Origin of the sequence: Falsiroseomonas oryziterrae (assembly GCF_021864505.1) — a bacterium.
GTDB lineage: Bacteria > Pseudomonadota > Alphaproteobacteria > Acetobacterales > Acetobacteraceae > Falsiroseomonas > Falsiroseomonas oryziterrae.
In genome coordinates this window covers 1-13546 of record NZ_JAKJIB010000080.1, presented here as the reverse complement: position 1 = coordinate 13546, position 13546 = coordinate 1, and the positions used below count along the sequence as shown (strand labels likewise).

Here is a 13546-nt window from a genome sequence, read left to right as displayed (position 1 = left end):
CGCCGGCGCGACGGTGGCGGGACCCGAGACCGTCGCCGTCGCCAACGGCAGCGCGAGCGCCACGCTGACCGCGCCGCCCGAGGGCTCGGGCTACCGGCTGCGCGCCGAGGCGGTCGGCAGCCCCGGCGTCGCCGACACCTCCGCCCCCTTCGCCGTCAGCGCGCCCTACGCGCTGCTCGCCCAGGACGGCGCGGTGCTGCTGCTGCAGGACGGCGCGCGGCTGCTCGTCTGACCCGCAACACGAAGAGAGAGGCCAGCATGCCCGACACCCGCATCTCCGACCTGCCCGCCGCGACGGCGCTCGGCGCCGCCGACCTCGCGCCCGTCGTACAGGGGGCCGGCGCCGCCGCGCAGACGCGCCGCGCCACCTTCGCCCAGGTCACCGCCGGCGTCTTCGTCGAGCGGATGTTCCATGTCCGCGACTTCGGCGCCATCGGCGACGGCACGACCGACGACGCCGCCGCGATCCAGGCGGCGATCGACGCCGCCTCCGCCTCGGGCGGCGGCATCGTCCGGCTCGGCCCGCGGCGGTACCGCGTCGCCGCGACCGAGCTGGTCGTGAAGGAGAATGTCTGTCTCGAGGGGCCGCTCTTCCCCGGCGGGCAGCGCCCTTCGGGCGACTATCGCTCCATTCCCGGCACCATCCGGCTCGATCCCGCGCGCACCATGCGGGTGATGCGCGGCGCCACGCTGCGCAAGGTCGCGTTGATCCGCGACGGCATGGCCGCGCCGCCCACCACGATGCGCCAGGCGATCGACCTGCGCGCCGCCATGGCCGGCACGGCCATCACCATCGGCGACGGATCGGGCAACCAGCACGACGCGACGGTCGAGGACGTGCTGGTGCTCGGCTTCAACCTGGCGCTGCGCGCCGACAACAGCCAGCGCGTGAACATCCGCCGCATGCGCGGCGACAACCGCAACGGCATCTGGCTGTCGCGCACCTTCGACATCACGCGGGTGCACGACGTGCATTTCTGGCCCTTCCTCACGGGCAATCTCGGCGGGATCTCCGTCGTGCAGACGGCGGTCTCGGGGGTCGCGAACAACGGCGTCGGGCTCGTGCGCATCACCACCGCCGCCGCGCACAACTTGGTCACCGGGGACCTCGTCAACGTCTATGGCGTGAACGGCGTGCCGGGTGCCAATCTCCGCGCCACCGTCACGGTGGTGGACGCGACGCGCGTCGACCTGCAGGGCAGCACCTTCTCCGGCAGCTGGACCGGCGGCGGCACGCTCGCGGTCTGGAACAACCGCCGCTTGGGCACCGCCTTCCGCACCGAGACCAGCGACGTCGCCGAATTCGTCAACTGCTTCTGCTACGGCTACGACATCGGCTTCGACCTGGGCGACGGGGCGCAATCCATCCAGCTGCACAATTGCAGCGTGGACGACCTCCTGACGCTGCGCGATCCGCTCACGCTCGGCGCCTGGATCCGCGGCACCGCCTTCCGCACCAAGTGGATCGGCGGCTTCATCAGCTCGACCGCCACCGCCATCCGGGTCGAGAGCACCTCCACCAACCAGGCGGACAACCAGTTCGTCGGCGTGATGGTGGGCGGCGGCGGCGCGGGCCGCACGGTGGAGGTCCTCGACGGCGGCCTGACCCTCGTCGCCTGCGACCTGCCGGCCGCGACCGTCTTCCTGGCCACGGCGGGCGACAGCCTCGCGGTGGTGGCGTGCGACACGCGCTCCACCATCTTCTCCGGCCAGACCACCGCGGATGCATCGCGCATCGTCCTCGTCGGCAACCGCGGCCAGGCGGCCCGCTCCTCGCCCGACCAGGCGAGCACGGTGCTGTTTCCGCGCTCGCCGACGCTTGGCGCCGAGCTCGACATGGAGAACCAGGACGCCGCGGTCTCCTACTCCCTCGCGATCGGGTCGGGCGCCTTCGCGCCGCTCGAGATCGGCGGCGATGCCGCCTTCAACCCGAATGGCGGCGTGGTGTTCGGCGCCGGCTCCGGCATGACGCAGCCCATGGCGGTCACGCTGCGCCGTGCTTCCGCCGCGCCCGCGGCCAATGACCGGCTCGGGCAGCTGCAATTCGCCGGCAACAACGCGGGGGGCACGGAGACCGTCTTCGCCCGCGCCGCGGCGATCGCGGAGACGGTGACCGCAGGCTCCGAGGCCGGCGCCTTCGTGGTGGAGACCCGCAGCGGCGGCACGGTGGCGGAGCGCTTCCGCATCGCCGCCTCCGGCACCGTCACGCTGACCGGCCAGATGGTGCTGCCGGCCGACCCTACGGCGACCAACCACGCCGCGCGCAAGGGCTATGTCGACGCGCAGTTCACGGCGCGGCAGCTGCCCGTCGTGGCAACCAGCGCCGCCACCGCCCTGACCCAGGCCGCGCATAACGGCCGCCTGGTCAGCGCCAATGCCGGCACGACGCTGTCGATCGACTGGGCGGCGACGGGCAGCGGCTTCTCCTGCCTGGTCGTGAACCGCAGCGGCGCGGACCTCGCGATCGCCATGACCGGCTTCACCGGCACCACACCGTCCAACCCCGACGGCCTGACCCGGATCCGCAGCAACGGCCTGGCGACGCTGCTCGCCTTCAGCCCCGACGGCGGGACCACGAAGCTCCTGCTGCTCTCCGGCGCCGCCGCGCCCTGATCCCCCGCACAGAGGACCGACCCATGACCGACCTCACCGACTATGCGAAGAACCTGCTCGGCCGCGCGCTGTGCGGGCGGCTGCCCACCCTTCCGACCGCGGTCTGGGCCGCGCTCGGCACCGGCGGATCGGATGCGACCGGCCTGACCGGCGAGCCGAGCGGGACGGGCTATGCCCGCCAGCGCGTGACCTTCACGGGCACCGGCCCGCAGCGGAACCTCTCGGCCTTCAGCTTCACCTTCACGGGCGCCGCCGGGACGCTCACGCATCTCGGCCTGTTCGATGCGGCCACGGGCGGCAATCCGCTCACCTGGGGCGTGCTGTCCTCATCCGTGACAGTGGGCGGCCCCGGGACCGTCACGGTGGCGGTGGACGCCTTGACAGTCACGCCCGAGTAGCACGCCGGCGTGACACTTCGGCATGTCAAAGCCTCTTGATCCCGACCGCGGCGCTCGGATAGCGTCGCGTCGTCGGGGTTGGGGAGAGAAACGGGGTGAACCCGTTGGACGCGACTCGCCGTATGGCGCGCGAAGCGCTCGGCGAGGGAGAGATCTGTGGGACCTGCGGGTCGCGGGTGACCGGCCTGTGCCGGCCGCTCGACGCGGCGACGCTGGACGACGTGCTGGGCGAGGCCGAGCGCATGAGCCTCGCCCAACGCCACATGCTGTTCCACGAGGGCGACAAGGCGGGCCACATCTTCACGCTGGTGCAGGGGACCGCGAAGCTCACCAGGCTGATGGCCGATGGGCGCGAGCAGGTGCTCGGCTTCCGCTTCGCCGGCGACGTGCTCGGCTACACCGGGTCCGATCGCTACCCCTTCTCCGCGCAGCTGCTGACCTCCGCCGAGCTCTGCCGGATCGAGCGCAAGCGGCTCGATGGCCTGTTGCGCCGGTATCCGGCGCTCGAGCGGCGGTTGCTCGACCTTTGCGTGCAGGAACTGGCGGCGACGCAGGAGCAACTCGTGACGGTCGGCCGCCGCACCGCCGAGGCGCGGGTGGCGGCCTTCCTGCTGTCGCTGGCCGAGGCGGGTCGGCGGCGCCATCACGTCGGCGCCGTGCTGGACATGCCGATGACCCGGGGCGACATCGCCGACTTCCTCGGCCTGACGCTGGAGACGGTGAGCCGCACGCTCACCGCATTCCGTCGCCGCGGCTGGATCCGCGAGCCGGCGCATGGCCGGGTGGAGCTTCTGAAGCCGGCCGAGCTGGTCGAGCTGACCGAGGGCGGCTCGGCCCTCTGAAGAGGGCTGGTGCTGCTGGAGAGGATTGAACTCGGCTGGCTGCAAGCGAAAGCTAGGTTTTTTGCGGGTTTCCGGTCGGTTGCGCTGCGGTGTGTGTATCACCTGCGCGGATCACCGGCAACGCCTCCGGCCGGCTACTCTGACACATGCTAGACGGTGGGGCATGGTGGACAGTCTCACTCCGCCCGAGCGTAGCCGCATAATGGCTGCGGTGAGGGCCAAGAACACGCGGCCGGAAATGGCAGTCCGGAGTCTTGTCCACCGGATGGGCTACCGGTTTCGTCTTCATCGCAAGGGGCTTCCAGGACGCCCGGATCTTGTCTTCCCCGGTAGGCGAGCCGTGATCTTCGTTCACGGTTGTTTCTGGCACCGGCACCCCGACCCGACCTGCCCACTCGCGCGCATGCCGAAAAGCCGCTTGGACTTCTGGCGCCCGAAGCTTGAAGCTAACAAGGAACGCGACTCGGCCAATGTTTCGCGGCTGACGGAACAGGGCTGGCGGACGTTGGTGGTTTGGGAATGCGAGCTAAGGGATATGGCGGCGGTGGCAGAGAATGTGCGCCGCTTCCTCGGGGAACCGGGCAGATGGATGAGGCATGCTGAACTCGGTTGAGCTTTTCGCGGGCGCGGGCGGCCTTGGCATGGGCTTGTCACTGGCCGGCTTCGAACACCGGGCGGTGGTCGAGTGGGACCGCTGGGCATGCGACACGATCCGGGAAAACCAGCGGCGAGGACACCCGCTTGTGGCGGACTGGCCGCTTCATGAAGGCGACGTGCGCGCTTTCGACTACATGGGCCTTCGCGACCCGATAGACGTTGTTGCGGGTGGCCCGCCCTGTCAGCCCTTCTCCCTCGGCGGCAAGCATGGTGCCCACAAGGACGAAAGAGACATGTTCCCGGCGGCGGTGGAGGTGGTGCGCCAGCTTCGCCCCCGCGCCTTCATCTTCGAGAACGTAAAGGGCCTGCTACGCGAGAGCTTCGCCACCTACTTCGGCTATGTGCTGCTGCGGCTAGAGTTTCCCGAGCTTGTCCGCGAGACGGGGGAGACCTGGCAGTCGCACCAACGCCGCTTGCAGCGGCACAAGACGTCGGGTAGCCGGTCCGGCCTTTGCTACAACGTGGTGTTCCAACTCCTGAATGCCGCCGACTATGGCGTTCCGCAGCTTCGCGAACGGGTCTTCATCGTGGGCTTCCGGGATGACCTCGGCATCCGCTGGTCCTTCCCAAAGAGCACGCATAGCCGGGAGGCGCTCGCCGCCGAGAAGTGGCTAACCGGCGAGTATTGGGACCGGCACCGCGTCTCGAAACGGGAGCGCGATGCGCCGCCGGCCAGCCTAGCCGGCAAGCTCTCCGCCCTTCGGCAACGCAACCTCCGCCCGACCGATGAACGCCGAGCTTGGCGCACCGTGCGGGACGCTCTTGCCGGGCTGCCTGATCCCGAAAAGGAACCGGAAGCCTCGGCGGTGATCCGCGACCATCGCTTTCAGCCGGGAGTGCGGTTCTACAAGGGCCACACCGGAAGCCCGCTCGACCTGCCCGCCAAGACACTGAAGGCGGGCGACCATGGCGTGCCAGGGGGGGAGAACGCCCTTGTTCGGCCTGACGGTTCCGGCCGCTACTTTACGGCGCGCGAGGCGGCCCGACTGCAAACATTCCCCGATGCCTACGTCTTCCACGGCGCGTGGTCGGAAGTCATGCGCCAGCTTGGCAATGCGGTGCCGGTGGCGCTCGCCCATGTTGTCGGCGCCAGCGTCGCACGGAAGCTCACCGAATGGGACTTCGCGGCGCTCGCCAATCCAGGCTCGCCCTCGGCATGAGCGCGGGCAGGAAGAAGACGGGGAAGGACGCCGAGGGGGTTGAGTGGGACGCTAAGAGCGGCGAGCCGTTGCTTGTTGATCCCGCCGATACCGCGCCATTCAACCCGCTCGATACCAAGAACCTCGGGATCGCGGTGGCGAAGGCGCTGCTAGAGAAGAAGGCACGCCCGCTAGGAAGGCTGCCATCGTTCCGGGGAGCCGGAATCTACGCGATCTACTATCGCGGTGCGTTCCCGAGCTATGCGCCCATCGCAAAAGCGAACACCGACGCCAATGATCCCCGATGGCCCATTTACATCGGAAAGGCGATCCCGCCCGGTGGTCGCAAGGGGGCGTTCAACACCGAAGCAACGGATACCACGGCGCTCGCCGCGAGGCTTAGGGAGCATGCCGAGAGCATCCAGCTAGCGAACAACTTGGACGTGGCGGACTTCGTGTGCCGCTTTCTCGTCGTCCAAGACCTCTGGATACCGCTGGCGGAACAGCTCTTGATCGCTCACTTCGCGCCGATTTGGAACAGGCTTATTGACGGCTTCGGCAACCACGATCCGGGCGCGGGCAGATACAACGGCCTTCGGCCACGGTGGGACGTGCTGCACCCAGGTCGGGGATGGGCCGAGAGGTGTAAGGTGCGGCCCGAGACAGCAGCCGACATCCGGCGCGAGGTGCAACAGTATCTCGGCAATGTGGCTGTTCCGTCGCTTGCGGTGCTCGGGGGCGACCTCAGCGGCAAGTAGGGCTGGCCGCCGAGCCGCAGTGGAGAACCAAGCGATCCCGTCAGCAGACTCATGCAGGCGGGCCTTTAGCTAGCTGTGCTTGAGCTCCTGCGCTGCTCCTGTAGCGTGCGAGCACACGCTGCCGCTGCATCATGAAACGGCTGCGACGGCCCTGCTAGCGGCCGGACTTCCAACACGCTCGGAAGGGGCCCGACGTAGGGGTTACCCTCCATGACGGCGAGCCAGCCGGCGAGCCCTTGGGACTTCAGTCCGGCCTCTGCCGTCGCGATCTCCTGCTCTGTGGGGTCCGTTGCGCGCCCAAGAGTCACAAAGCGTCCGTCTTCTGCTAGCACAATCCAGCGCCGTTCGAGACGACGGTCCTGTCGGCCCTTGGTCATGCAGCGGCCTCCTCGCGCTCATCGGCCCAACTGGCGAACAGGCTCGGCATCTTCGCCAGCATCTTCGCGACTTTCCGAGGCCTCCGGTGAAGGCCGTAAACATGATTGCCACCCGCATTCAGTGCGTGGAACCGGCCGGTGATCGCGTCAACGGCCTTTCGACGCGCACCCACCTCAGCAACTGCGTTCGGTGCGGCCATGAATGGCAGAGCACACGTCTGAATGTTCCACGGCGCGTCGAGCCGTGCCCCGCGTCTATTGGACGAGCGGAGCCAGAAATGCATCCGTCGGGGCCCTGCACTGAATGTAGGGCCGCTCAGGATGTAATGACACAAGGCCCGGATACGCTCGCTGACGTTCGTTCCGGTCAAGCGGGCTACGCCGCTAGTGCGCCGTTCCTCGGGCACCGTCAGCCTACCAGGCCGAGATAGTGGGAAGCCAAGGCGAAGAAGCCGCACCAGAAGGCAAGCCCGATGGCGAGGTCTCCGGCGGCGTGCCAGCGCGTCGGCGGGGTGCGGTAGCCGAGTGACGGTAGCGCCTTCGCGGGGCCCTGGCGGGCACCGCAAGGGGCAGCTTGGCGGGGCTTGGCGTTGGTCATGCAGCCGTCCCCTTCGCGGTGGCGGCGGCCCGCTTTGCGATCTTGGCTATCGTGGCGCGGCTGCACCCGGTGGCGGCTTGGACCTGCGACCACGAAAGTCCCTTCGCCAACATGGAGGCGATTGCCGCGTTCCGCTGGGTGTCCTCCTGGCGGCCCTTGTAGAGCCCCGCCGCTTTCGCCTTCGCCTGCCCCTCCGCCTGCCGGCGGCGGCGGTCCTCGTAGTCCTTGCGGGCCACGGCGGCGAGCACGTCCAGCATCATGCCGTTGACGGCGGCGAACATGCGGGCCGTGAAGCCGTCATCGGTGGCGGTCGCGAGCATCCAGGACGTGGGTAGGTCCATCGCCACAACCCGCACCTGCCGCGTCTCCATCTCTGCCCGCAGTTTCCGCCAATCGGCTTCCGTCAGGCGCGAGAGGCGGTCCACTTGCTCGATCAGCAGCACGTCCCCGGGGCGGCTGTCTGCCAGCAAGCGGAACAGTTCAGGCCGGTGAAGGGAGGCGCCGCTTTCGTTCTCGACATAGCTGGCGGCGATGGTCAGGCCGCGTTCGGCGGCGAACGCCTCAAGGGCGGCCCGGGCGCGGGTCGCGTCCTGTTCGCTGGTCGAGGCGCGAAGGTAGAGGCGGGCGAGGGTCGGCATCGTGAGTGGACCTCCGGTTCACTTTGGATGGTTCATCCTAGATCGGTTCATTTTGAATGGTCAAGCATCGAGCATGAACCGGAGGCGCGGAAGGTGTTCTTGAGGCATACCCAAAGTGAACCGTGGTGCGGTCTGCCTCTCTCGCTCCCGGTTATCTCGCCCCCGCTTGCCCCGTCAGCCGCGCACCGCAATCCGTCCGACATCGGGAGGGAGGAGCGCATGGGCGGCTGGCGTTGGTCGGTTCTCGCTTTGGCGTTGGTTGCCGGCGGCGTTGGTGGGGCCGTGGCGTCGAGTAGCGGCCTGTCGAGCCGCGATCCGTCGGGGCGCTACCAGATGGTCCATGTGGGCTTCGGCGTCGTGCGCCTCGACACCGCGACGGGAGAAATGGTCGGTTGCTTGACGAGCGCGGAAGCATGGCCCGCCGTCGCCTGCGGCATGACCTTGGACGCGCTGCACGCTGTAGCACCGTCCCTCCGGGCGCACACGGTCATGCGCTACGATGGGCGCTTCCCTCGTTGACGGGGCGCCCCGGCGCCAGGGCCCTGCCCCACCCCGACGGGGGAAAAGCGCGGCGGGCGCGTTGGCGGGGGGGTCGCTCAGGGTCGCGACCCAAAATACCCGGGGGCACGGTCGCGCGTGTTGATGGGTCGAGGGGGCGGGCTGCGGAGCAGAAAAACGCACGCGATATCAATGCGATAAGTCGCCTGCCCCTACCCCGAAAGCCCGCCCCCTGTCGCCTAGAGGTGTCCATTTTTGACAGCCCCTAGGAGGCCCGCGAGGTGCCCCCGGCTACTGCCTCAGAACTCCGGTGGCCTCCACGGCGCGGCCTCGCGAAGCTCCCGCAAGGCTACCTCTGCGGCCTCAATGATGGCGCCGCGCCGGTCGGGATCACGGACCCCTCGCGCGGCGGCCACGGCCTGCCGGATGGCGTCGTGTGCGGCGCTCGCGAAGGCGGCTTCCGGGTCGTCTGGCGACGGAGCCTCGGCGGGCATGCCGACCTCGCCGCCGTATTCCCGGGCGATGTCGGGGAAGTCCTTGTGCATCCAGTTGCTCACTGTCTGATGGGTGACCAGCCCGCCAAGGGCCTTCGCGATTTCCCGATAGGACAGCCGCCCGGGGGCCTGTCCGGCCTTTGCGGGCGTGCGGTGCTTCCGGGCCTTGATGAAGGCGCGGAAGGCGTCCCGCACCTCGCGCGGCTTGAGCGGTAGTCCGTGCGCAAGGTTGGCCTCAGCGGCGAGCCAACGGGCTTCCCTTGCGGTGGCCTGGACAATGACCGCCGGAACGCGCGTCGCGCCGATGGCTTGGTGCGCCGCGACGCGGTGCCACCCGTCCACCAGCGTCGGGACGCCTTCGATCATGGCGACGCGGACGGGAGGCAGCTCCACGCCTGCCCGAAGCGCCGTCGCGTATCGGTCCACCACGGCGCGGTTGACGGCGTGCCTGATCTGATTGCGCGGGTCGCGGTGCAAGTCCGCGATAAGGATGGTGACCGGCAGCGCGGTGTGCGCTGCGTTGGTGTTGGCGGTGATGGTGTCGTGCATGGTCTCTGGCAGGAGATGAAGGGATGCCGCGTGCGGTCGCGTTCGTTGACTGCACACGGCGCGAAGAAGCCCCAGCCGGCGGCGTCGGGGGCGGACCAAGCAGGGGCGCGAAGGCGTGCGCGTGGTGCTATGATCCGCCCCCGTCCGTCATCACCTGCCAGGGCGAAACTCGGGACGTGGGGTAGGGCCGGGTAATCGCGGCGCGGCCGTCGCCACGCGCTTCCGGTCAAGTCCACTACACCGCAAGCGCCGCTGCGGTGGGTGGGGAGGTGGCCCCTTATTCCCGGCCGTCCTTGTTGGGAGTGACCGGGTATTTCCGTTGGGTCCTCTGTGGGGAGGTCCTGACTAAACGCCGCCGCTTCCGGTCAACTCGACTACACCGCAACGGGCGTCCTCTGTGGGGAGGTGCCGGGTATTTCGCTGCGGTGGGGCGTGTGGGGAGGGAGGGGGCAATCCCGCCGCTCCCTCTGTGGGGAGATCGGCCCCAATCGGGCAGTGGCGACGTGTGGGGATGTCCGCCCGAAATCGGCCCCGCCAGCGTCCGTGCGTCTCCGGTCAAGTCCACTACACCGCAAGCGGCGGTCAGCGGGTGGGGAGGTGCGGGGTATTGAGCGGTCCTCCGCGCATGGTCGCTGGCTGGAGCGGTGGAAGCGGCGACGGGATGCGCCCTAACTCCTTCAACACCTCATCCGGCATCCCCCGGAAGCCGGTGCCGTAGCCGGCGCCCGCGTTGCGCGGGTTGTGTCGCCCGGTGATGGCGTCCACCACCTCCGGCAGCGCCCGCACCTTCCGCAACTCGTCCTCCATGCGATGCCGCCAGGAGTGGGCAGGCGCCTTCTTCGGGTCGGTGATCTTCACCTTGTCCCGCATCCATCGCCCGAGCTTGGTTTGCGCGGGCGTGTCGCGCTGCCCGTGCGGGTCGGGCGTGATGGACGGGAACAGCGGGCCGGACGGATCGGCCGGAAGCTTCGCGACGTAGGCCAAGAAGCCCTCGGCGATCAGCGCCGGGTGAAGCGGGATCATGCGCTGCATGGTCGCGTTCTTGCCCGGCCGCGCTTCATGCGGGCGGATGTCGAGAAACGCCACGCCGTGTTCCTCCCGCACGTCGCCGCGCCGCAGCTCCGCAAGCTCGCCAATCCGCGCTCCGGTGAAGCACAGCAGCCACGGCCCCCAGCGCAGCCATCCGGTCTCCGCACGGGCCGCTGTCAGGATGCGCCGCGCGTCGTCATCATCGTAGGGCAGCCGCGCGGCGAGCTTCCGAACCGCCTTCGGCGCCAGGCCGTCGAACGGATTGGACGCGAGCAGCCGGTTCTTCACGCCCCACTTGCAGACCGTGCCGGCGCTGCGGATGTCGTCCTCGACCGTGCCCGTGTCGCGCTTCTCGACTTCAAGCCGATGGCGCTTGAAGCGCACGACGTCATCCGGGGTGATGCGGCGCAGGTCATCGAAGCCGAGCACGCGAGCGATGGTGCGGAATGTGCCTGCATACTTGTCGTGGGTCGCGGGAGCGGGCTTCCGCTCGGCTGCCCATGCGCGAAGAAGCTCGCTGGCCGGAAGCGGCGGCTGCGCTGCCGGTTGCTGGCGCGGCTGCGGGAAGGTCGCCAGATGCGGGTCGGGCGAGTAGTCCCCGGCGCCCCGTGCCCGCAGCGTAGCAGCCGCCTTGAGCTTGGTCTCCATCAGCGCCCGGGCGAAGCGGCGGGCGGTGTCCTCGTCGGCAGGGATGCCCTTGCCAGCGAGAAACCGGCGGGCGTCCGCCAACTCCTGCCGCTCCTGCTTCAAGGCGACCGTGCCATGCTGCTCCACGTCCTCCAGCTTGGAGACCATGAGCGCGGCGAACTCCTGCCAGTCGGCCGGGTCGCCCGGGTCTTCCTCCCAATGCGCCAGGAAGTCCCGATACCACTCGCCGCACAGTGCCATCACCTCGCGATGCGTAAGCCGGCGGGCAGGGCCAGCGGCGGCACGGGCGGCGGTGAACTCGGCTGCGATCCGGGCGCAGACTTCGGGGGCGAGCTTCCTCGCCTCATCCGGGTCCTTGGTCCCGAGGGTATCAACGCGCTCCCGCTTCCCAATGACGGGGATCAGGTCCTTCGGGACCCTCATGCGGATGCGGTAAACGCCAGTCTTCGGATGCTTGGTCGGTCGGCACATCGGGAGGGCCACGTGTATCACCCCGGTGTATCACCGGAGCCGTCGCAAGTCCCTGTTTCGCCTGATTTACCTTGCCGATCAACAGCTTGGACTGGTGCTGCTGGAGAGGATTGAACTCTCGACCTCTCCCTTACCAAGGGAGTGCTCTACCACTGAGCTACAGCAGCGCGCCGTCGCCGAAGCGCCGGGGTTCCTAGCGGGTCGGGGGGGTGGCCGCAACCCCTCGGGTCGCGGCTTGGCCGCCCCCGCCGCCGTGTCCGAGGATCCGGTCGGCACGCCCGCTCAGGGCGTGATCGCCACCTTCATGACCCCGTCGCGCTGCTGGCTGAACAGCTCATAGGCCTCGACGATGTCGTCGAGCCTGTAGCGATGCGTCACCAGCGGCTTGAGGTCCACGCGCGCACCGGCGATGACCTCCATCAGGCGCCGCATCCGCTCCTTGCCGCCGGGACAGAGCGTGGTGACGATCCGGTGGTCGCCGAGCCCCGCCGAGAAGGCATCCAGCGGGATGCGCAGGTCGGTCGAATAGACGCCGAGCGAGGACAGGGTCCCGCCGGGCCGCAGCACCCGCAGCGCCGCCTCGAAGGTGGATTGCAGCCCGAGCGCCTCGATCGAGACATCCACCCCGCGCCCGCCCGTCAGGTCGCGGATCGCCTGCACGGGATCCTGCTTCGAGAAATCGACAACGTGGTCCGCGCCGAGGCGCCGCGCCATCTCCAGCCGTTCCGGGACGCGGTCGACCGCGATGATCGTGGTCGCCCCCATCAGCTTCGCCCCAGCCGTGGCGCAGAGCCCGATCGGGCCCTGGGCGAAGACGGCGACGGAATCGCCGATGCGGATGCCGCCGCTCTCCGCCCCGCCGAAGCCGGTGGACATGATGTCCGGGCACATCAGCACCTGCTCGTCGGTCAGGCTGTCGGGCACCGCGGCCAGGTTGGCCATGGCATCGGGCACCAGGACGTATTCGGCCTGGCAGCCATCGATGGTGTTGCCGAAGCGCCAGCCGCCGAGCGGCTTCCACCCATGCGCCGTGCCCGCGCCGTCCTGGCTGCAGAAGCCGCAGAGACAGGCGTTGGAGGTGCCAGAGGGCGTGATCGCGCCGGCGATGACACGCTGGCCCTCGCGATAGCCCCGCACGGCGGAGCCGAGGCGGGCGATCACCCCGACCGGCTCATGGCCGATCGTCAGGCCCGGCTGCACGGGATACTCGGCCTTGAGGATGTGGACGTCGGTGCCGCAGATCGTGGTCGTCGTCACCTTCAGCAGCGCATCGAGCGGGCCGACCTCGGGGATCGGCTTCTCCCGCAACTCGATGCGGCCCTTCTCGACGAAGACCGCCGCCCGCATCGTTCTCGCCATGCTCGCCTCCATGCTACCGGCATCGGGAGAGCTCTCCCGGCTCCTCCGCCCAGCGGCAAATCACCCTGCCTCGATCGGCATCGCTGGCACCCGGCCGCATCCGGCCGGCCCGTTCCGCGATGCCCGTGCATGGGCTGCCGAGAGCGGTCACGATCGTAGCCGGGCCCGGCGCGGCGTCGCTTGACGTAGGTCAAGGCTGCCGGGATCCGACAACGGCGTGCTCGGCGAGGGGTCTGTCATGTCGGCGGGACCCTCAACGCGGGCGCAGCGCTGTGCTCCACTGCGCGCGGACCTTGGGGAGTAGCCACCGATGGATGCTGCGGGCCTTTCCGCCCCCGAGCGCCTGGGGGCCGCGGCGGCGCGGCGCGCGATCGCCGCGGGCCGGCTGACCGCCTCCGCCCTCGTCGAGGCCTGCCTGGAGCGCATCGCCGCGCGCAACGGCACGGTCGCGGCCTGGTCGCATCTGGATGCGGCCGCG

The 13546-nt window shown here is 69.4% G+C and carries 13 protein-coding genes and 1 tRNA gene; 8 read left to right on the top strand and 6 right to left on the bottom strand.

Translation table 11 applies throughout. The features are described from left to right. The 7 genes from L2I40_RS09135 to L2I40_RS09105 form a co-directional block, all read left to right on the top strand. The coding region (locus tag L2I40_RS09135) for a hypothetical protein (RefSeq protein ID WP_237214592.1) at nt 1–232 on the top strand (232 nt) is incomplete at its 5' end. Between the two features lie 26 nt (nt 233–258). Beyond that, nucleotides 259–2613: a glycosyl hydrolase family 28-related protein gene (locus L2I40_RS09130; RefSeq protein ID WP_237214591.1), complete on the top strand. Its 2355-nt coding sequence runs from the start codon at nt 259–261 to the stop codon at nt 2611–2613. 23 nt (nt 2614–2636) lie between these two features. Then, entirely contained in the window at nt 2637–3011 is a 375-nt protein-coding gene (locus L2I40_RS09125; protein WP_237214590.1) for a phage tail fiber protein, read from the top strand. Nucleotides 3012–3106: 95 nt separating this feature from the next. Continuing rightward, complete coding sequence (locus L2I40_RS09120) at nt 3107–3853, top strand: Crp/Fnr family transcriptional regulator (RefSeq protein ID WP_237214589.1); 747 nt, start codon at nt 3107–3109, stop codon at nt 3851–3853. A 163-nt stretch (nt 3854–4016) separates the two neighbouring features. Then, a complete protein-coding gene (locus tag L2I40_RS09115; RefSeq protein WP_272910951.1) occupies nt 4017–4466 on the top strand; it encodes a very short patch repair endonuclease in 450 nt (149 codons plus the stop codon). Beyond that, the gene (locus L2I40_RS09110) at nt 4450–5670 is read left to right on the top strand and encodes a DNA cytosine methyltransferase (protein ID WP_237214587.1); all 1221 of its coding nucleotides are present in this window, start codon (nt 4450–4452) and stop codon (nt 5668–5670) included. The genes L2I40_RS09115 and L2I40_RS09110 overlap by 17 nt, the downstream gene beginning before the upstream one ends. Next, on the top strand, nt 5667–6407 hold the full coding sequence (locus L2I40_RS09105; protein ID WP_237214586.1) for an Eco29kI family restriction endonuclease: 741 nt from the start codon (nt 5667–5669) through the stop codon (nt 6405–6407). The genes L2I40_RS09110 and L2I40_RS09105 overlap by 4 nt, the downstream gene beginning before the upstream one ends. A gap of 786 nt (nt 6408–7193) precedes the next feature. Here the strand turns inward: L2I40_RS09105 and L2I40_RS09100 are convergent. Together L2I40_RS09100 and L2I40_RS09095 are read right to left on the bottom strand one after the other, a co-directional pair. Further along, entirely contained in the window at nt 7194–7382 is a 189-nt protein-coding gene (locus L2I40_RS09100) for a hypothetical protein (protein WP_237214585.1), read from the bottom strand. Further along, the gene (locus L2I40_RS09095) at nt 7379–8020 is read right to left on the bottom strand and encodes a recombinase family protein (RefSeq protein WP_237214584.1); all 642 of its coding nucleotides are present in this window, start codon (nt 8018–8020) and stop codon (nt 7379–7381) included. Before L2I40_RS09095 ends, L2I40_RS09100 begins: the two co-directional genes overlap by 4 nt. A 219-nt stretch (nt 8021–8239) precedes the next feature. Between L2I40_RS09095 and L2I40_RS09090 the strand changes: the two genes are divergently transcribed. Continuing rightward, entirely contained in the window at nt 8240–8539 is a 300-nt protein-coding gene (locus L2I40_RS09090; RefSeq protein ID WP_237214583.1) for a hypothetical protein, read from the top strand. A 278-nt stretch (nt 8540–8817) separates the two neighbouring features. On the opposite strand, the gene L2I40_RS09085 is transcribed toward L2I40_RS09090, so the two are convergent. The 4 genes from L2I40_RS09085 to L2I40_RS09070 all read right to left on the bottom strand — a co-directional run bounded on the left by L2I40_RS09085 (nt 8818) and on the right by L2I40_RS09070 (nt 13068). Next, nucleotides 8818–9561 carry a ParB/RepB/Spo0J family partition protein gene (locus L2I40_RS09085; RefSeq protein WP_237214582.1) on the bottom strand — a complete coding sequence of 248 codons (744 nt, stop codon included), beginning with the start codon at nt 9559–9561 and terminating at the stop codon, nt 8818–8820. 582 nt (nt 9562–10143) lie between these two features. Further along, nucleotides 10144–11721 (bottom strand): DUF6538 domain-containing protein, encoded by a 1578-nt coding sequence (locus L2I40_RS09080; RefSeq protein ID WP_237214581.1) that lies wholly within the window; start codon nt 11719–11721, stop codon nt 10144–10146. Between the two features lie 80 nt (nt 11722–11801). Continuing rightward, nucleotides 11802–11876: transfer RNA gene (locus tag L2I40_RS09075), tRNA-Thr, on the bottom strand. 115 nt (nt 11877–11991) lie between these two features. Further along, nucleotides 11992–13068, bottom strand: a complete 1077-nt coding sequence (locus tag L2I40_RS09070; protein ID WP_237214580.1) for an NAD(P)-dependent alcohol dehydrogenase — start codon at nt 13066–13068, stop codon at nt 11992–11994. Nucleotides 13069–13546 lie beyond the last annotated feature (478 nt).

Bases quoted from the DNA above. Each gene is read 5' to 3' on its own strand.
- L2I40_RS09130 (WP_237214591.1), top strand. From the start codon at position 259: ATGCCCGACACCCGCATCTCCGACCTGCCCGCCGCGACGGCGCTCGGC.
- L2I40_RS09100 (WP_237214585.1), bottom strand. From the start codon at position 7,382: ATGACCAACGCCAAGCCCCGCCAAGCTGCCCCTTGCGGTGCCCGCCAG.
- L2I40_RS09085 (WP_237214582.1), bottom strand. From the start codon at position 9,561: ATGCACGACACCATCACCGCCAACACCAACGCAGCGCACACCGCGCTG.
- L2I40_RS09115 (WP_272910951.1), top strand. From the start codon at position 4,017: ATGGTGGACAGTCTCACTCCGCCCGAGCGTAGCCGCATAATGGCTGCG.
- L2I40_RS09090 (WP_237214583.1), top strand. From the start codon at position 8,240: ATGGGCGGCTGGCGTTGGTCGGTTCTCGCTTTGGCGTTGGTTGCCGGC.
- L2I40_RS09125 (WP_237214590.1), top strand. From the start codon at position 2,637: ATGACCGACCTCACCGACTATGCGAAGAACCTGCTCGGCCGCGCGCTG.
- L2I40_RS09105 (WP_237214586.1), top strand. From the start codon at position 5,667: ATGAGCGCGGGCAGGAAGAAGACGGGGAAGGACGCCGAGGGGGTTGAG.
- L2I40_RS09070 (WP_237214580.1), bottom strand. From the start codon at position 13,068: ATGGCGAGAACGATGCGGGCGGCGGTCTTCGTCGAGAAGGGCCGCATC.
- L2I40_RS09095 (WP_237214584.1), bottom strand. From the start codon at position 8,020: ATGCCGACCCTCGCCCGCCTCTACCTTCGCGCCTCGACCAGCGAACAG.
- L2I40_RS09110 (WP_237214587.1), top strand. From the start codon at position 4,450: ATGCTGAACTCGGTTGAGCTTTTCGCGGGCGCGGGCGGCCTTGGCATG.